This is a genomic window from Bacillus sp. SRL337, assembly GCF_984799155.1.
In genome coordinates this window covers 2875107-2893952 of record NZ_OZ481793.1, presented here as the reverse complement: position 1 = coordinate 2893952, position 18846 = coordinate 2875107, and the positions used below count along the sequence as shown (strand labels likewise).

General features: G+C 42.6%; 20 protein-coding genes. 12 read left to right on the top strand and 8 right to left on the bottom strand.

All coding sequences use genetic code 11. From position 1 onward, the window contains the following. Positions 1-29 precede the first annotated feature (29 nt). The 5 genes from deoD (at position 30) to AC4E8A_RS14705 (ending at position 6485) form a co-directional block, all read left to right on the top strand. On the top strand, positions 30-731 hold the full coding sequence (deoD, locus tag AC4E8A_RS14725) for a purine-nucleoside phosphorylase (RefSeq protein ID WP_490193914.1): 702 nt from the start codon (positions 30-32) through the stop codon (positions 729-731). A gap of 148 nt (positions 732-879) precedes the next feature. Further along, a complete protein-coding gene (locus AC4E8A_RS14720) occupies positions 880-1752 on the top strand; it encodes a M15 family metallopeptidase (protein WP_490193912.1) in 873 nt (290 codons plus the stop codon). A gap of 122 nt (positions 1753-1874) precedes the next feature. Then, complete coding sequence (locus tag AC4E8A_RS14715) at positions 1875-2462, top strand: YitT family protein (protein WP_490193910.1); 588 nt, start codon at positions 1875-1877, stop codon at positions 2460-2462. Between the two features lie 155 nt (positions 2463-2617). After that, positions 2618-4090, top strand: coding sequence for a lmo1851 family serine protease (locus AC4E8A_RS14710; RefSeq protein ID WP_490193907.1), 1473 nt, complete (start codon positions 2618-2620; stop codon positions 4088-4090). A 1429-nt stretch (positions 4091-5519) separates the two neighbouring features. Beyond that, positions 5520-6485 carry an LCP family protein gene (locus AC4E8A_RS14705; protein WP_490193905.1) on the top strand — a complete coding sequence of 322 codons (966 nt, stop codon included), beginning with the start codon at positions 5520-5522 and terminating at the stop codon, positions 6483-6485. Between the two features lie 66 nt (positions 6486-6551). Here the strand turns inward: AC4E8A_RS14705 and AC4E8A_RS14700 are convergent, their stop codons facing one another. Next, the gene (locus tag AC4E8A_RS14700; RefSeq protein ID WP_490193903.1) at positions 6552-7163 is read right to left on the bottom strand and encodes a class I SAM-dependent methyltransferase; all 612 of its coding nucleotides are present in this window, start codon (positions 7161-7163) and stop codon (positions 6552-6554) included. Between the two features lie 114 nt (positions 7164-7277). On the opposite strand from AC4E8A_RS14700, the gene AC4E8A_RS14695 reads away from it, so the two are divergent. The 3 genes from AC4E8A_RS14695 to AC4E8A_RS14685 all read left to right on the top strand — a co-directional run bounded on the left by AC4E8A_RS14695 (position 7278) and on the right by AC4E8A_RS14685 (position 10444). Continuing rightward, positions 7278-8216: a CobW family GTP-binding protein gene (locus AC4E8A_RS14695; protein ID WP_490193901.1), complete on the top strand. Its 939-nt coding sequence runs from the start codon at positions 7278-7280 to the stop codon at positions 8214-8216. A 77-nt stretch (positions 8217-8293) separates the two neighbouring features. Beyond that, positions 8294-8710 carry a MarR family winged helix-turn-helix transcriptional regulator gene (locus AC4E8A_RS14690; RefSeq protein WP_490193899.1) on the top strand — a complete coding sequence of 139 codons (417 nt, stop codon included), beginning with the start codon at positions 8294-8296 and terminating at the stop codon, positions 8708-8710. 111 nt (positions 8711-8821) lie between these two features. After that, on the top strand, positions 8822-10444 hold the full coding sequence (locus AC4E8A_RS14685) for an MDR family MFS transporter (protein ID WP_490193897.1): 1623 nt from the start codon (positions 8822-8824) through the stop codon (positions 10442-10444). 77 nt (positions 10445-10521) lie between these two features. On the opposite strand, the gene AC4E8A_RS14680 is transcribed toward AC4E8A_RS14685, so the two are convergent. The 5 genes from AC4E8A_RS14680 to AC4E8A_RS14660 all read right to left on the bottom strand — a co-directional run bounded on the left by AC4E8A_RS14680 (position 10522) and on the right by AC4E8A_RS14660 (position 12510). After that, positions 10522-10737, bottom strand: a complete 216-nt coding sequence (locus AC4E8A_RS14680) for a hypothetical protein (RefSeq protein WP_490193895.1) — start codon at positions 10735-10737, stop codon at positions 10522-10524. Between the two features lie 14 nt (positions 10738-10751). Continuing rightward, complete coding sequence (locus AC4E8A_RS14675; RefSeq protein WP_490193893.1) at positions 10752-11177, bottom strand: spore coat protein; 426 nt, start codon at positions 11175-11177, stop codon at positions 10752-10754. 27 nt (positions 11178-11204) lie between these two features. Beyond that, positions 11205-11672, bottom strand: coding sequence for a spore coat protein (locus AC4E8A_RS14670; RefSeq protein ID WP_490198880.1), 468 nt, complete (start codon positions 11670-11672; stop codon positions 11205-11207). Positions 11673-11858: 186 nt separating this feature from the next. Continuing rightward, complete coding sequence (locus AC4E8A_RS14665) at positions 11859-12077, bottom strand: spore coat protein (RefSeq protein WP_490193891.1); 219 nt, start codon at positions 12075-12077, stop codon at positions 11859-11861. A 193-nt stretch (positions 12078-12270) separates the two neighbouring features. Next, positions 12271-12510, bottom strand: a complete 240-nt coding sequence (locus AC4E8A_RS14660) for a DNA alkylation repair protein (protein WP_490198879.1) — start codon at positions 12508-12510, stop codon at positions 12271-12273. Between the two features lie 83 nt (positions 12511-12593). Here AC4E8A_RS14660 and AC4E8A_RS14655 point away from each other — a divergent pair, with 83 nt between their 5' ends. From AC4E8A_RS14655 to AC4E8A_RS14645, 3 genes are all read left to right on the top strand, one after another. Next, positions 12594-12872, top strand: coding sequence for a hypothetical protein (locus tag AC4E8A_RS14655; RefSeq protein ID WP_490193889.1), 279 nt, complete (start codon positions 12594-12596; stop codon positions 12870-12872). A 289-nt stretch (positions 12873-13161) separates the two neighbouring features. Then, positions 13162-13911, top strand: a complete 750-nt coding sequence (locus AC4E8A_RS14650; RefSeq protein ID WP_490193887.1) for a CAP domain-containing protein — start codon at positions 13162-13164, stop codon at positions 13909-13911. 210 nt (positions 13912-14121) lie between these two features. Then, a complete protein-coding gene (locus AC4E8A_RS14645; RefSeq protein ID WP_490193885.1) occupies positions 14122-14652 on the top strand; it encodes a GNAT family N-acetyltransferase in 531 nt (176 codons plus the stop codon). Positions 14653-14673: 21 nt separating this feature from the next. Here the strand turns inward: AC4E8A_RS14645 and AC4E8A_RS14640 are convergent, their stop codons facing one another. Beyond that, complete coding sequence (locus AC4E8A_RS14640) at positions 14674-16035, bottom strand: MATE family efflux transporter (RefSeq protein ID WP_490193883.1); 1362 nt, start codon at positions 16033-16035, stop codon at positions 14674-14676. Positions 16036-16747: 712 nt separating this feature from the next. Here AC4E8A_RS14640 and murG point away from each other — a divergent pair. Then, positions 16748-17818, top strand: a complete 1071-nt coding sequence (murG, locus tag AC4E8A_RS14635) for an undecaprenyldiphospho-muramoylpentapeptide beta-N-acetylglucosaminyltransferase (RefSeq protein ID WP_490193881.1) — start codon at positions 16748-16750, stop codon at positions 17816-17818. A gap of 289 nt (positions 17819-18107) precedes the next feature. On the opposite strand, the gene AC4E8A_RS14630 is transcribed toward murG, so the two are convergent. Beyond that, positions 18108-18659, bottom strand: a complete 552-nt coding sequence (locus tag AC4E8A_RS14630) for a GNAT family N-acetyltransferase (RefSeq protein ID WP_490193879.1) — start codon at positions 18657-18659, stop codon at positions 18108-18110. Positions 18660-18846 lie beyond the last annotated feature (187 nt).

Here is an 18846-nt window from a genome sequence, read left to right as displayed (position 1 = left end):
TACTTGAAAAATGAATTGGAGGAATAGTAATGAGCATACATATTGGTGCAAAAGAAAATGAAATTGCAGAAACGGTCCTGCTGCCAGGAGACCCTTTACGTGCAAAGTACATTGCTGAAACATTTTTGGAGAATCCGGTTTGTTATAATGAGGTAAGGAACATGTTCGGGTACACAGGTACGTATAAAGGAAAGCGGGTTTCCGTTCAAGGCACCGGCATGGGTGTACCATCCATCTCCATTTACATCAATGAACTAATGCAGAGCTATAATGTCCAAAACCTGATCCGTGTCGGAACCTGCGGTGCCATCCAAAAGGATGTCAAGGTACGAGATGTTATCCTGGCAATGAGTGCTTCAACTGATTCCCAGATGAACCGTTTGACTTTCAACGGTATCGATTATGCACCGACAGCGGACTTCTCACTGTTAAAAAGAGCTTACGATGCTGGTGAGGAAAAAGGACTTAACTTGAAAGTCGGAAATGTTTTCACAGCAGACATGTTCTACAATGATAATGCAGAACATGAGAAATGGGCTCAATATGGCATACTTGCCCTGGAAATGGAAACTTCTGCCCTGTACACTTTGGCAGCGAAGCATGGTCGCAATGCACTATCTGTGTTAACCGTTTCCGACCATATCTTAACAGGTGAAGAGACAACATCAGAGGAAAGACAGACAACATTCAATGACATGATTGAAGTAGCTCTTGAAGCAGCAGTCAAATAAATGGGTCTAAAGGCTTGCCGGTTTTTCGGCAGCCTTTTATTTGTTTGTTGCGGGGATGGATCATTTATAAGAAATGTTTACCTTGATTACAGATTGAATAAGAAGTGATATGATGATTGAGACGAAGATAGAGAAGGTGAAAGAAAAGATGAAGAAACGATTCTTGATACCAGCCGCTGTTTTACTGCTTTCAGGCTGTCAGCAGGCAGAAGAATGGACAAAAGATTTATTTTCCTCTGATAAATCTGTTCCACAAGAGCAAGAGGATGTAAAGGAAAGCAGCGGGGAAACTGCTGCCGACCAGGACAATGGGGAAGCGCCTGCTGATGATAACCAGGAGAATCCTGAGCAAAATGAAGAAGAAGTTATACCTCCGGCCTTGCAGTTGGAGTCGCAATTCTTCAATGAAGTAAAAACAGTGGAAGGTAAAAAGGTCATTACGAATCCGTCGAATACGTTGGCGTTGGTCAATAAAGAGTTTGGATTGAGTGAATACAAGCCTTCAGACCTTGTCAGGCCGGATGTTCCTTTTGTGTTTGGAAATCAGGACCTTGAAAAAGCTTATATTCGTAAAGAAGCCGCGAAGGCTCTTGAAGAAATGTTTGCTGCCGCACAAAAAGATGGTCAGTATTTAACGGCGATATCCGGGTATCGTTCCTACCAGTACCAAGATATGCTCCTTCAAAGGGAAATCAAGCAATTTGGGGAAGAAAAGGCAGTCAAAGCAGTCGCGCCACCAGGTAACAGTGAACACCAGTCAGGCCTTGCAATGGATATATCCAGTGAGAGCAATGGCTTTCAAGTTAGCATTCCTTTTGAAAATACACCTGAAGGCAAATGGCTGAAGGAACATGCATATAAGTTTGGATTCATTTTACGATATCCCAAAGGAAAAGAGGACATAACTGGATATCAATATGAACCTTGGCATTTCCGCTTTGTCGGAAAAGAGCCGGCTCAGGTCATGAAAGAAAATGACTGGACCCTTGAAGAATATTTTAAAAATGTGAAAAAAATATAGTGTGGCTAAGACCTGAAGGTATTCCTTTCAGGTCTTTTCTGATGGAAATAAATAAAATCAGACGTTAATACATATAAGTTAGTAAGAAGGACATGCTTGAAAAAGCAGTAGGGGGAGAAGGGATGTTCAAGGTTTATATTCAGATAGTCCTCGGCAGTCTTTTAGTGGCGATTGGCATTAATGCATTTTTTGTCCCTCAACATTTTTTGGATGGAGGAATGATCGGGATTGGTTTAATTAGCCATTATTGGCTTGATTTTCAACCGGGCTTGACCATGGTGGTCTTAAGTATTCCCCTCTATTTGCTGGCTTTCTTTTTTGATCGGAGTTTATTTTATAAAAGCATACACGGCTTGTGGTTGTCCTCATTATTGATTGATATGCTCGCGCCTCTGTCTGCAAACGTGCACATGGTTCCCCTATTGGCTGCATTGATTGGCGGAGCCTTTGTAGGCATAGGGATCGGGTTGATGCTCCTTGCAGAAGCTGCAACGGGGGGAACCGATTTGCTGGCGCAGATTATTGGGAAAAGCACCGGGTGGAATGTCGGCATCATCATATTTATCATTGATACAGTGGTCCTGTTGGGAGGGTTCGCTCTCATTGGTGCCTATTCATTTTTTCATTCCCTGCTTGCTGTCAGTACTGTGGGGTTTTTTACAGCCCTTTTAACTCATAATAAAAACCGAAAGGGATATTCCTTTAGATAAATTTTAAAAACTGATAAAATGAGTAAGGTGTAATTTACCATGCTTGTTTTGTGGACAAAGTGCATCGTATGTAAAAAAAGTGTTCAGAATTTATGAAACATGCTATTCTAAGGAAAATATGCTAGCAAGACTTGCAATGAAAGTGGTGAAGGTTGATGGACAATGAGCAGAAACAAAAAACAGATGAATCCACAGGACAGAACAACTCCGGTTTCATCCGTATACGTAAATTTCAATTTGTAATGTTAATATTCGTTTTGGTATTTGCAACCGCTGGAATAACGACTTTTGCATTAGCTTTCGGAGACGAGAAAGCCGTAAATGTCGGTGTACAGGAAAGGGACGAGTTCCAGAAGTTATATGAAGCTTACGATGCTTTGGACTCCCAATACTATAAAGATCTGAAACAGGAAAACCTTGTGAACGGGGCGATTAACGGTATGCTTGAATCGCTGGAAGATCCATATTCAGATTATATGGACCAGGATGAAGCTAAGCGATTTGAAGAAAGCATCACCTCTTCGTTTGAAGGGATAGGGGCTGAGATCCAGGAGAAGGATGGGCATATCACGATTGTTTCCCCAATCAAAGGCTCCCCTGCTGAAAAGGCAGGATTGCGTCCAAACGATAAAATCCTCGAAGTTGATGGAGAAAGTATCCAAGGATTAAGTGTCACAGACGCTGTTCTGAAGATCAGGGGCGAAAAAGGCACAAAAGTCACTTTGACAATCCAGCGACCTGGTGCTGACGAATCGACAAAAGTGACAATTACGAGAGATGAAATTCCGTTGGAAACGGTCTATCCTGAAATGCTTGATAACGGGATAGCCAAGATTCAGATTACAAGCTTTTCAGATGATACTTACACAGAATTGACGAAGGCGCTAGAAGAAATGCAAGCGGAAGGAATGAAGGGACTCATCATAGACGTTCGTCAAAATCCAGGCGGACTGCTTGATCAGGCTATTAAGATTTCCTCCTTATTTGTACCGCAGGGGGATATTCTTCTCCAAGTAGAAGATAAACAAGGAAATAAAGAGAAGATTGTTTCAGAAGGCGGACAGAAAATTGATGTTCCTGTAACCGTGATGATCGATAAAGGCAGTGCGAGTGCTTCTGAAATCCTTGCAGCAGCAGTAAGTGAATCTGCTGATATCCCTCTGATTGGTGTCAATTCGTTCGGTAAAGGGACGGTACAGACATCCGAAGGCTTTACAGATGGTTCAAACATGAAATTCACCACTGCTAAATGGTTGACGCCTGATGGCACTTGGATACATGAAAAAGGCATCAAACCGGATCATGAGGTTTCTCTGCCTGCCTATGCAGAGCTTCCGTATATCAATCCGGACAAGGAATTAAAAGAATCTGACTTATCCGACCAAGTGAAGGCAGCTGAAGAAATGTTGAAGGCTGAAGGGTATGACACTGGAAACGCGGATGGCTTCTTTGATGAAAAAACAACAGAAGCCGTTAAGGCATTCCAAGGAAAGGAAGGCCTGGAAGTGACTGGCACTCTGAACAGTGAAAGCATCCTGAAACTCATGGATAACTTGAGAAACCTTATTGAAAAGAATGACACGCAGGTCAATAAAGCGATTGAAGTCTTATCGAAAAAAATAAAGTAAAGCTCTTTCCAAGCCGGCTTACAGGGTTTCCTTGTAAAGCCGGTTTTTTTCGTGAAAATACACCTATTTAAATTCCGTCCCACGTCGGCCACAATAGCTGTCGAACTTCAGTGTTCCTCCATGCGTGGCCACCTGCCGGCGGATTTCCGACTCCTTCTTGCTATAAGTCTTCAAGTTCATTCCCGCATTGAATCCAGAGAGGTGTTCCAGAGAAAATCAGGTTCTGGATTTTTTCTGTTATCAATTGGCATTAATTTAGTGTTCATTCTCGTTCAAAGGGAAATGAACATCAACTCACGTTGTTCGTTGTGTTTCCAATATCTCATGCGGAAGCCTTCCAGTTTGTACGCCGCTGAACGGCCGCTTCCGCTTTATAGTCAATCCAGCTCCAGCGCCTAGCCCCTCGGGGTCATAAGCCCATCCGTCAAGAAGGTTAAAGAGCAACCTTCCCGCCGGCTCGTCTTATGCCTGTCGGGGCTGAACAAGGCGCTTGCGCTTTATAACCAATCCAGCTTCATGGCCCCAACGGCTATCAAACTTCAGTCTTCCTCCTTGCGATTAGTCAACATCAACTCACGGTGTTCGTTGTGTTTCCTATATCTCATGCGGAAGCCTTCCAGTTTGTACGCCGCTGATCGGGGCCATTCCGCTTTATAGTCAATCCAGCTCCAGCGGCCAGCGCCTAGCAGATTTCGGTCTCTCTCCTTGCGATTAGTCATCATCGAATCGCTGTCGCTCTTCGTGATTCCTATATCTCATGCGAGAGCCCTCCAATCTGTACGGCGCTGAACGGCCGCTTCCGCTTTATAGTCAATCCAGCTCCAGCGCCTAGCCCCTCGGGGTCATAAGCCCATCCGTCAAGAAGGTTAAAGAGCAACCTTCTCGCCGGCTCGTCTTATGCCTGTCGGGGCTGTTCAAGGCGCTTGCGCTTTATAGTCAATCCAGCTCCAGCGGCCAGCGCCTAGCAGATTTCGGTCTCTCTCCTTGCGATTAGTCATCATCGAATCGCTGTCGCTCTTCGTGATTCCTATATCTCATGCGAGAGCCCTCCAATCTGTACGGCGCTGAACGGCCGCTTCCGCTTTATAGTCAATCCAGCTCCAGCGCCTAGCCCCTCGGGGTCATAAGCCCATCCGTCAAGAAGGTTAAAGAGCAACCTTCTCGCCGGCTCGTCTTATGCCTGTCGGGGCTGTTCAAGGCGCTTGCGCTTTATAGTCAATCCAGCTCCAGCGGCCAGCGCCTAGCAGATTTCGGTCTCTCTCCTTGCGATTAGTCATCATCGAATCACTGTCGCTCTTCGTGATTCCTATATCTCATGCGAGAGCCCTCCAATCTGTACGGCGCTGAACGGCCGCTTCCGCTTTATATGTATAGAGCGCGTTTAACTGGCCGACAATGGTAAGAACAATGGGTTAAGAAGGTGATTTCATTGAAAACAGCGAGAAGAATCATTCAGGTGGCCATTTGTTTTTTGATCATTCAAGGGTGTGCTGATGACTGGGATAAGCAAGAAGGAACTGTTGAAGATCAACAGAATCAGGATATTAAATCGGGAACTTTGGATGAGGCGTTAATGAATCGTGAGGAAGATGGCGAAGGACAGAAAAAAGGACTAACACTCTTTGGCGAAGAGAGTGAGCCCATGAACATACTGCTTATAGGCTCAGACCAGAGGGAAAGTGAGGCTTCAAGAGCCGACACGATTATGGTTGCCCAGTACAATCCAGGTACGAAAACAGCCAAGGTCATGTCCATAATGAGAGATTCTTACGTGTTCATTCCAGGTCATGGGAAAAGTAAGATCAACCACGCTTATTCGTGGGGAGGTGATGAACTCTTGAGAGAGACCATAGAAGAAAACTTTCAGGTTAAGACTGATCATGTTGTCAATATTGATTTTCAGGGATTTGTCACCATAATAGACAGTGTGCTGCCACAAGGGGTCGAGGTTGAGGTGCCGGAGGCAATGATCAACTTTTGGAAATGGGACTTGGATCCTGGGAAACATGTCCTTCATGGACAAGAGCTTTTAAATTATGTACGGTTTCGTAAGGATAGTGAGAATGATTTCGGCAGGGTGGCCAGACAACAGGAGGTTCTTGGGAAAGTCCAAGCTGAACTGATGGAGAAACTCTCCAGCGCAGAAGGTATCAAAACGGTTTCAAGTCTGATGAAAGAAGGGAAGAAGGCAGTTGAAACTGATCTCGAACTTTCAGACCTTCTTAGATTAGGCATGGCATCTATGCTTAAGCCAGTGAAATCTTTTGAATCTCTCCGTATTCCTGTGGAAGATTCGTATAGAAATGTAATGACCGAAGAAAATGGATTGGTCTTGGAATTTGACACTGAAGAAAATGCAAAAGCTGCAGTTCATTTTTTGGAGACGGAATATTAAACAGACTAGAGAAAAACGTCAGCACAATAAAGCGGAGGGGATATCCCCTCCGCTTTATTGTGCGATTTATTTTTTACAGACAGCTATCCCAAATGGATAGTGCTTTCCTTCTCTTTTGGGCTCGACGAGAACACTTCTTTGATGGTAGAACTCTTTTTCTTTATAGTCAACAAAAAGGGCGATAAATTCAGCTTCTGTGAGCTGATGGACATGAAAAGGTTCATTTGTCTGAATTCCTCTCCCGGCACCGAACGGCGTGGAAATGATCAATGTGCCTCCTGGCTTAAGCATATGATAAAGGTTGTTCATAAAGACATTTTCCTGAGTCAGATGTTCCAGGGTTTCAAAACTTATGATTACATCAAATGTGCCAAGCTTTGCGGGCAGGTCAGTATCTTCCGCATCCATCTTTTTATACTGGATCAGCGGATGATAATGTTTTGCCCTGGCATAGTTTAAGGTCGCTTCATCATTATCGACAGCTATGATTTCTTTTAGGACTGACTTTTTAGCTTTGGCGATGATTTTTGAGCCATATCCTGTTCCGCAAGCTAAATCCAGTATTCTTCCTTCAACAAGCTCAATGGCAAAATAATATCTCGCCAGATGTTCAAGGAGCATTCCGTTTAATGGATCCATTTTCTCAGGTATAACTCTTTCTCCTGTTAAATCAAGCAAAGCAACGCCTCCTTATGTGTAATCATTATACCAAAAGCTTCGCGAAGATTGTATTAGCAGCTTAGTTCATCTAGAATGGGCTAAGAAGGTAGTATGCAGAAAGGAAGTTGAAGGATGAAAAAAGATGTCTACCTGCTTTCCGGATTTTTAGGAAGCGGTAAAACGACTTTGCTTAAAAACGTGATTACAGCTTTAAAGGAGCAAAACTTAAGACCTGCCGTATTAATGAATGAGTTAGGCAGTGTTTCAATAGATTCACAGGAAGTAGAAGAAGGGACCCCATTGAAGGAACTTCTTGACGGGTGCATTTGCTGTTCGATTCAAGATAAGCTGGAGTCTCAACTGCAGGAGTTGCTGTTTAATGATGAGTTTGATGTATTGGTGATCGAAACCACAGGGGCAGCCCATCCCGTTGAAGTTGTGGATGCAGTCATGTCTCCATTATTCGCAGATCGGTTTCATTTTAAAGGAATCACTACGGTGGTGGATGCGAAGCAATGGATTTCTAGAGGTGCATACAGCCCCCAGGTTCTTCAATTAATGAGAGAACAAATCAGGCATGCCCACCTCCTTATTTTCAATAAAGAAGACTTGTTATCTGAAATGGAAAAAGGCAATGCCTTATTTGAGATCCAGCAGATTAATCCCAACGCAAAGCTTATCATCACCAATTACAGCCAGGTATCTTATGCTGATTTGCTAAATCTGGAGGGGAAACCGGTATCGAGGGAGAGGGAACAGAGCGCAATCGGGCACCAGCTCCATTTAAGAGCCTATGTTCATCGTTTTGCAGGTTCGGTTTCACACACCGATTTTGAGAAGTGGATGAAAACACTCCCGGATACTATCTATAGGATGAAGGGATATGTTCCTTTCAGCGGACGGAAATATCCTTATTTGTTTCAGTACTCTTATGGCATGCCGCTGCTATTCCCTGAAGATATGAACCTGCCAAGGACACTTGTCATCATCGGTGAGGAGCTTGACGAGGCAAAGCTTGAAAAAGAGTTGAAAGATTTAGAGAATAATGAAAAAGGACACAAACTGGATTGACCCTGTGTTACAAGTGACATAAAATGAAATAGGTAACGTACTGGATTATTTTGTGTTCTGAAAGGTGTAAGATAGTATTGAAAAGTGAAATGTTTCAATTAGAAGAATTATTCCGGAATGTATTTCGTATGATGAAACAAGATATTACAAGGTTGTATGGTAAGTATTTATCCAGTAGTGAGCTCCTGGTCTTGAAATACCTATCAGAACATGGTGCCATGAAAGCATCTGATCTATCCAAAAAGATGAATGTTTCGGCTAGCCATATAACCAGCGTAACGGACAGTTTGACTGAAAAAGAATACATGACTCGTATACGATCGACGGTTGACCGGAGGGTAGTGGACCTGGCACTTACTGAGAAAGGAAAACAGATTTTGGATGAATGCCTGGAGATGAAATTGGAGTATTTCCAGCAGAAATTCGACTCTTTTTCCGAGGAAGAACTGAAACAGTTGATTACCTTGTTCAACAAGCTATATAAAAAGGAATAAGCTGCACCTCGAATTAGAAGGGATAACTTTCTCTATTAAGAAAGTTGCCCTTTTTTTGTATAAAAGTTAATCAGGTTAAATATTTATGGATTAAAGGAAGTGAAATAGTTCATGGAACATTTAGAGCCAAAAAAGAAAATCTTGATTATGATGGCCATCATGTCGGCAATGCTGTTTGCTGCCTTGAATCAGACCATTGTCGGTACAGCCCTGCCGACTATCATCTCCGAACTGGGGGGGATTGAATATTACAGCTGGGTGTTTACCATCTTCATGCTTACTTCATCTGTCACGGCTATACTTGTTGGTAAGCTCTCAGATATGTATGGAAGAAAACCGTTTATCTTGATTGGGATAGGGATTTTTACAATCGGTTCATTCTTAAATGGACTTTCGGGTTCGATTATTGAATTGATCGCCTTCAGAGGGATTCAGGGGTTCGGTGCAGGGATGATCATGTCGACATCTTTTACTGCCGTAGGTGATTTATTCGCGCCAAGGGAGAGGGGGAAATGGCAGGGCCTAATGGGCGGGATTTTTGGTCTTGCAAGTGTATTCGGTCCGACGTTGGGCGGCTGGATTGTCGACAATGCTGAATGGCATTGGGTTTTCTGGGTATTCCTGCCTTTTGGTTTGGTTGCCTTCCTGATGATTTGGCGGCTGTTTCCTTCACAACCTGTTCAGGAGAGAAAGAAAGTCGATTACTTTGGCTCCTTAATGCTGTCCCTTACAATCGTTCCAATGTTGTTGGCTTTTACCTGGGGAGGCAACGACTATGAGTGGGCTTCTTACCAGATCCTTGGCTTATTCACCTTAACAGCAGCAGCCCTGGTTTTCTTCATTGTGACAGAAAAGCGTGCGGCGAATCCGGTATTGCCCCTCCACCTATTTAAAAATGACATTTTTACGCTTTCGAATGGAATAGGTTTCATCCTTGGAGCGGGAATGTTCGGTGCAATTATGTATATGCCCTTCTTTATTCAGGGAGTCATAGGGACTTCAGCAACCAAATCGGGATTTGTGATGATGCCCATGACATTAAGTATGGTTTTTGCATCTGCCATCGGGGGGCAGCTGATTACAAAGACAGGAAAATACAAACTGATTGCACTGGTAGGGCTGTTTATCATGGGAAGCGGATTGGCATTGCTTTCAATGATGGATACCGGAACGACCAATACGACGGCTGTCCTCAATATGATTATTGTCGGTTCAGGTCTGGGCTTATGCTTTCCTGTTTTCACACTGACTGTCCAAAATGCTGTACAGCATCAATACTTGGGGGTTGCCACCGCAGCCACGCAGTTGTTCAGGCAAATCGGCGGCACTGTTGGGGTCGCAATCATGGGGACTGTCATGAACAACTCCATGGCATCAAAAATGACTGGAGGACTATCTTCACTGAAGAATTCTGTTGACCTGGAATCAATCCCTGCTGAAACTGCAGCTCAATTACAGACTCTGCAAAGTCCGCAAAGCTTAATGGATGGAGAGAAACTGAAGGATATACAGGCATCGCTTTCTCCGGAAATGCAGGTATTGTTCGGTAAGATGATGGAAATTGTCAGGGAATCCTTGAGTTATTCGCTGACCAATGTGTTTTTAATAGGTGCTGTCATCATGTCTGCAGGGTTCCTCATTACATTCTTTTTGAGAGAAATACCTTTACGTATGTCAAATAAAGAAGCGCAGCTGAAACAGGAAAGCACAGAATCACAATCTGCCAAATTATAAGATTAGAACAAAGACCATCCAGTAACAGGATGGTCTCTTAAACAGACAAGCGCCACTGAACAGCGCAGGGCGATGAATTATTTTAGTTTATTGAGAAGGTCTGCCAAGGCAGCCTCATCTGGTAGATCAAGAAGTTCTTTCAGTGATTCTTTCACCGATTCTTGATTCTTGTTGAAATCTTCTTCCGCTTTCTTTTGGTTTCTTTTTCTCTGCTGAGTGGTCATAAGATTTTCAAGTAACCCTTGGTTCATTTCCTTGAGCTGTTTGACCAGCTCGCTAGGATCGTTTGCCATCTGAAGTGCCCCCCTTAGAGTACGTCCAGTTTTACTACAATCGCTACAAGGATTTGCAGAAGCGCTTGAATATTTACAGCCAAGTCAGTATCTGTTGTCACTACGCTTACCTTTTTGGAATTCTCGATGATTGTCTTTTGTTTGTTGCTTTGTCTTGTTTTGATAAACTGTTTGATATCCTGCGCTACTGCTTTACCTTGATCAGAGTCACCGATTGTGATACTGATGACTGCTGCGATTGCTGCCTGGATACCTAATTGAAGAGAAACAGCGGCCTGTGTATCTGTAGTCTGTACATCTACACCTTCAGAATCTTTAATGATAATCCATTCGTAAGACTTTTGTTCGCTTTTAACAACCTGTTCGCCATCTTGTTCCAAGTCTGCACCATTGTCATCACCGCAATGATGATCCAATGCTCTCCATTTCTTTTCTTCCATTGTCATTCACCTCATTTTAATTTTTGATTATAGAACATCCAATTTAACAACAAGGGCAACAAGAATCTGAAGCAATGCCTGAATATTGACTGCCAGGTCAGTGTCAGTAGTCGTTACATTAACATCTTTTGAGTTGTCTATATAGATTTTTTGGTAGTTTGTTTGTTCAGCATCGAACTTCTGGAAGAGTTCCTGGGCAATATATTTACCCTTTTCTGAGTCACCGATAGTGATGCTGACAACTAATGCGATGGCCAATTGAAGGCCGATTTGGAGGGATACAGCAGCTTGAGTATCTGTCGTCTGGACACTGACATTGCAAGAATCCTTAATCCAGATGAGTTCATCAGATTCCTGGTCATTTATTGAAACTTGTGTACCATCTTGGAGAAGAAGGGCATCATCTTTATGGTTATAATTGTTTTCATACCCATAACTGTTCCCATAATCATCTCCAGGGCAATAGCTATTGTTGTAGCTGTAATTCTTATTCATCATTTAGCACTCCTTTTTTAGTGGTATGGTATATAGTATTGTTTTCTTGTCCTTAAGGAGTGTGCATATTGACTGAATAAAATGACCATTTTTTCCGCTGTCATGCAGGGGTGGAAGTTTTCCAGGGAAAATAAAAAGCCGCCCTAAACAGGCAACTTAAAAAAAGAATGGGAAGATAGCCTTTTGTTATTTCTCTGTTTTTTTATCATTGGGATTTACCAGTGAGTTAACCTGGCCGCTTAAATCTTCTACCATATCTTTGATCCACTTCTTTTGTTCATCGGATAATTTCCCTTTTACGTCTTTTTCCTTCACACCATTTTTATGGAAAATATCGCTGATTAATAAATCTACTACCGAGGAAGGGATAGGATTGGTCTTTTTCTTAGAAACTTCATCGCCCATTAGAACTGCCTCCTTAAATGAATTTCATGCTACTAACATATGCATCCACTCATTTAAAGACACTGTGCATGCCCCAGGGTGACAGCCCTTTTTAAATAGGTACGCTCAAATAATTTAACACTTTAAAGCAGCTGGGGACTGTCCCCTGCTGCTTTAAAGTGTTAAAGGCGTAAAAAAAAGAAAGCTGAGAAGGTCAGCTTTCCCCGAATTTCTTGAATGTCCGTTCATCTTCAACCAGTCCGCAAGCTCCGCACTGGACCTTATATTCTGGCCCTTTATATGGAATATGGAAAGGGTCAAGGTTGCTGCTTTCATATTGCTGCATTACTTCACCGGATTGGGGATCGAGTTTCACACTTTGTGGGACCTGCTGTATAATGTTGAAACGAGATCGGTTGGTTTTACAATTGGGACAACGATATGGAGTATTTATTACCATGCACCATCCTTTCGTATTTAAGAGTAGTATGAGAAAAACAAAATGGAAATATGTATTGACAGTAAAGGGGAATGGAAATGCAAACGAATTATGAACTTCTGCTTCAGTTATATAAGCAAATATGGAATAACAGGGAACTTCGCTCAGCTGGAACAGATGCTTCTATCATTTTAAAAGAAGCGGTGGTGAGGGAACTGAAAGATGAAAACAACCACCCGAGGGTAAGAAAATCCCAAGAGGAGAAGTTCTACTTTGCTATTAAAAGAATTACAGCGTCATCAATAGAAGTCGAAGATAAATACAGGCTGATTGCGTATTACACATCCGCATTGAATGAACTGCGGATGAAACTATAAATTTAACGCTTGAAATCATAATGTTATTTTTGATAAAAACCATTTAGTCTTATAAGTCTGTCAATACCTTAAACCTGGTAAATAGAAGATCGGTTTCTAGTAATAACCAAAATAGTAAGCGCCAGCTAAGCAGAAAGAATCCAATAATGATATGAGTTTTGCTTACGGTATTTGTAAAAACATGGAGATAGACTTCCTTCTTACATTTTTAGCCATAAATATGACAAAGAATCCGATGATATGATTTGAGTGTGCAACACAGCAACCACATTTCAGAGGAGGAACATCCATGAATACTAAAAAGAAAATCATCGTATCAGCAGCTACTGCTTTTTCATTAATGGCAGCACCATTATTTAATAATGCCGAAGCAGCAAGCGGCAGCCAGATCCAAACAGAAACAAAGGTATATACCTATCAATTATCCGGCAACAATGAAGAATTCAATAAATGGTTCCAGGATATAATGTCAAAATACAACATCAAGTGGAACACTCAGCAAAAAGCAGAGCAGCCTGCTCAAAAACAACCTGTTAAAGAACAGCCTGTACAAGCTGAAACGCCAACTGTAAAAACACCTGCACCAGAAGGCACAGCACCTGCCGCATCTAAGCAGCCGGCAGCAGAAGGAAAGCAAACGACTGAAGCAGCCAGCGGGACACTCAGTCAGTTCGAAAGACAAGTAGTTGAACTGACGAATCAGGAGAGAGCGAAAAATGGTCTTCCTGCATTAAAGATCGATACAGAATTAAGCAAGGTAGCTCGTGAAAAATCAAATGATATGAAAGCTAAAAATTACTTCTCACACACAAGCCCAACTTATGGTTCTCCTTTTGATATGATGAAACAATTTGGGATTGATTACCGTGCGGCTGGCGAAAACATCGCCATGGGGCAGCGTACACCTGAAGAAGTAGTGAAAGCGTGGATGAACAGTGAAGGACACCGCAAAAATATCCTTAGCAGCAACTTCACTCACATTGGTGTTGGCCACAATGCAAATGGCAACTACTGGACTCAAATGTTTATAGGTAAATAATAGAGTACTTGAAAAGGGAAAGCCTGAACATTCGGGCCTTCCCTTTTTACGTTGCCTTCCTTGGTTGAATGGAAAACGCTTAAACCGGATACTCTAAGCCTGCGTGTATGGGTGTAAGTCCCTCCAGTTGAACTGGAAAAACTTTAGTGGTAATTTGATAAGATGAATGACCTGAGATTTCAGATACAGCAGTAAGAAGGAGTGACCACTATGTCCTATCATGTACGAAAAGGAAATAAGGAAGATATAGAAGATATTATGAGAATCGTTAGAACAACCATAGAGATAATGGAGAGTGAAAATATCGACCAATGGACAGATGAGTACCCGCTTTCAAGGGATTTTTTGAAGGATTCAGAGAATGGCTCCCTTTATGTAGCGGTGGATGAACAAAACAAGGTTGCTGGGAGTATTACAATCGATCAAAATCAACCGGCAGAATATACAAGTTCCGATTGGAGACAAGCTGGCCCTGCGTACTTATTCCACCGTTTGGTAGTAGATCCGGAAGTCCGGGGAAAAGGGATAGCTTCTCTTTTAATTAAACAGACAGAAAAAGTGGCAAAAGACCACGATGTTTCTTATATTCGCACTGATACATATTCTCTTAATGAAAAAGCACAAGCCCTTTTTAAAAAGAATGGTTTTCAACAGGCCGGTGAGATTCAATTTATGGGAAAAGAGAATCCCTTCTTTACTTTTGATAAGGTCATGGAAGATGAAAAAACAGGTCCGGAGTAACGGGACCTGTTTTTGGGTTTCCTATAAATTTTTGATTTTTAATTTCGCCTTTCTCTGAACGATCTTCAAGCGCCATGATAACGTGATGGCGCCGGCAGTCAGACCTGAAATAAGTCCTATCCAAAAGCCATACGGACCAAAATCAGTGTGTCTTGCCAAGAGGTAACCGAGTGGAAGGCCGATGATCCAATAGGATATTAACGCCATCAAAAACGTAATATTAACATCCTTGTAGCCGCGCAAGGCTCCCTGAACAGGTGCCTGAATTGCATCTGAAAGCTGGAAGAACACTGCATATAGCAGGAAGTGAACGATCAGGGCGCTGACTTCGGGGTTATCTGTATAAAGGGTGGAAATTGGCTCCCTGAAAAGAAGCAGGATGGCACCATAGACGGCAGCAAGTATAACTGCCGTTGAAATGCCCATTAAACTATAGGTCCTGGCATCCTGAAGTCTCTTTGCACCGACTTCAAATCCCACGACAATGGTCAAGCCCATGGAAATGCTCAAAGGAATCATATAAAGGAAAGAAGCAAAATTGATGGCAGCAGTATGGGCAGCAATAACTTCCGTACTGTATCCACTCATGAACAATGTAACGGCAGAGAAAATACTTACCTCAAAAAAGATAGAAAGGCCGATAGGAACCCCAATCAACAGAATTTCCTTCCATTTCGCCAGAGATACCGCAAACCATTTTCCAAAGACACTGTATCTTCTTAGAGGATAATGCTTTTGAATGACAAGTGCAGCTATAAGAGTGATCAGCCAGTAGGTGATTGATGAAGCAACACCTGCTCCGACTCCTCCAAGCTCCGGAAAGCCGAATTTCCCAAAGATCAGCACGTAGTTAAAGAAAATATTGATCGGCAATGAAGTCAACGTGACATACATGGTGATGCGGGTCATTCCGAGAGCGTCGATAAATGATCGGAGCACATTGTAAACAAATACAGGAATGACACCAAAAGCCAAAGCAATCAGATAATTCTTTGCAACTGACCGTACATGTTCTTCAAGGTTCATATTATTCAATACGGGATCTAATAAAAAAACTCCTGCCAGGATTACGACAAAGGCAAGAAACACTGCAGCATAAACTCCTTGTATAACAGAGTAAGCCACATTTTTATGCCGGCCGCCTCCGACCAGCTGCGCCACGATCGGCGTGATGGCCAGCAATATTCCGCTCAGTCCTGTAAACACAGGAACCCACAGTGAGGAGCCGATTGCAACGCCTGCCAGGTCGGTGGAAGAAAACTTGCCTGACATCATCGTATCAAAAAAGCTCATGCTGAACATTCCTAACTGTGTAACCAGGATAGGCACGAGCACGACTAAGAACTGCCTGAATTTATCTTGTAATGTTGTGGTTTGTCTCATGTGTTTAGCCTCGCAAAAAAGATTATTTAGTACCTTAGTAAACATGGGCGTTGGTTTCCATTCCAGTCATGCGGAAAGCTGCCTCCCTTTGCTGAATAAATGCAGAAGGCTGTTAGCGCGGTATGAATGGGAGGGCTCTCGGATGAGATAAAGGGACCCAACGAACAATGTGAATTGCTTTTCATTTCTCTTTGAATGAACGGGTGATAAGATAACACTCTGAATTCAGTGCAAACTGAACTTGTTGATTTATCACTAAACGCAGAAAGGTCCGTTTAGCAGTGTACAGACTGGACTGAACTCGATGATATAAAGGAAACACGAAGAGTGTAAAAGGCATTGGAGACTTATTAAATCTGCTATGCGCTGTCAGCAGGAACTGGATTGGCCAGAGGAGTCTCACCATTCCCGCTTATCCCCCAGGAATCGGTGCCTTTCCCTCCAATCAATTGGTGTTTTTGTTATTGCTCTGAGCTGCCTGGCCCCCGCTAGGTTGAATGGCTTGATTTAAGCAGCGGCAGCGGCATTAACGTATGAAGATAATGAACTAATGAATTATATCATACTTGATTCTGTATGAGGGGAGAGAATGTTTGTAAGGTTAATTTCTGCTCGAAAGCCAAGGGCTTACGTGTTAATATATATTTTTGATAATGTTTAAGCAAATACCGTGTATAATGATAAAGGATACTTAATGGATAGGAGCTTGAAGATGAGCAAACATATACTTTTCACCGGCGGTGGATCTGCCGGGCATGTCACTGTAAACGCTGCCCTTATCCCTTTTTTCAAAAAGCAGGGATGGAAGGTTTCATACATAGGATCAAAAGATGGGATAGAGAATGAAATTATTACGGAGCAGTTTCCCGAAATTCCATATCACGGCATTTCCAGCGGAAAGCTGCGAAGGTATTTTTCCTGGAAGAACTTCTCCGACCCTTTCAAAGTCATGAAAGGCCTTATGGAAGCATTGAACATCATTAGGAAAACAAAGCCGGATGTCATTTTTTCCAAAGGCGGATTTGTTTCAGTACCGGTCGTCATGGCGGCAAAAATGTCCGGGGTTCCAACGGCCATTCATGAATCGGACTTTACGCCAGGGTTGGCGAATAAGCTGGCGGTTCCGTTTGCAACCAAGATTTTCACAACATTCCCGGAAACGTTGAACAGCATGCCGGCTGAGAAAGCGATTTGTGCAGGAGCCATCATCAGGGAAGAATTGTTTTCAGGAGATATGGCAGAAGGGAAGAGGCTGACGGGATTCTATGAAGACAAACCGGTTCTAATGATCATGGGCGGCAGTCTTGGTTCCCGCAAAATCAATGAAGCTGTAAGGGGGAATTTGCAGGAACTTCTTCAGAGGTATCAAATCATCCATTTATGCGGCAAGGGAAATAGTGATGCATCTTTGAAGCAAAAGGGATATCAACAGTATGATTATGTATCAACAGAACTTCCACATTTCCTAGCTATGACGGATTATGTCATCTCACGTGCAGGGTCCAATTCCATTTTTGAATTTTTAGCCCTTAAGATTCCGATGCTTCTGATTCCGCTTTCGAGGGAAGCGAGCAGGGGAGACCAAATCATCAATGCCGATTCGTTTGTAAAGCAGGGGATTGCAATGAAGCTGGAAGAGGAAGAATTGACGCCCGCAACGTTCAAGGATAAACTGGATGACCTAGAGCAAAACAGCGGTGAGATGATTACAGCTATGGAAAAGAATAAATCATCGTACACCATTGAAGATATATTCAATGAGCTTTCCAAGTTATCGAAATAGTCACGTAATGCCCGGTACTTTTACTGGGCTTTTTTTGCAGCTTAAACATAAGTTTATTAAAAGCTATAGAGAAAACCATGTGCAGGATAAGGGATTCTAAAGGTTTACGAAAGTTGAGAAGACGGGATATGGTGTATGAAAAAGGTTCGATTCCTATCTGGAAACGGAGAACAAGTAATGGATGGTTTAAGAGATTGTCTTCCATGCCTCTGAAAAGCACATCATAAAGAGCTGCTTATAATTAAACAAAAAGGTCTGGATCCCAATTGCATTGGATCCAAACCTTTTCTTATGCCTCTAACGCTTGTTCTTCTTCTTGAGAAGTATTGTAGAGGTGCATTGTATATAGATCTTTCGGGATTTCATACAAATCATAAACATCTCCAGCGGCATTCAATTGCTCATAGATGGAAGGCCTTAATTCATTTGCTTTAATAACATAGGGAAGCTTCTCCGCAGCTTTTTGTGACCGGATGTTGACTTTCCTGATTCTCATGAAGATGGTTTCCATTCCAAGTTCATAGAAAAGCTCTTGGAAGAAAGCTTCTTTAGCAGGCTGGTTATAGCCTTTGCCGTGGAAAGGTTTGCCGATCCATGTGCCGAGGAAACCGGCACTGTTTTCAATGTCGAACAGGTTAATTGTCCCGATTGGGTTTCCCCACTCATCAACAATTGTACGTGAAATTAATTCTCCGCGCTCTTCGGCTTCAATTGTGCTTTTTGACATAAACAGAAATTCCTCATAGGAATTCGCTTTTTGACGCACAAAAGGGAAGACCTCAGGGTGCACCATCAAATCGAACAGAACATGACAGTCCTGCAGATCACGTTTCTTGATCATTCGTATCCCTCCATGAGGGCAGTCTTTTAGCGTAAGACCCCACCCTCGAAATTTTTCATAAAACACATAAAAAATTTCGGGGTGGGAATCGAACCCACTAAGACCAGTCAAGAAACTGGTGGCGCACCATTTGCCTTCCCTCCATTACATAAGCCAATATATATTCAGATTGCTCGGCTAATGAACA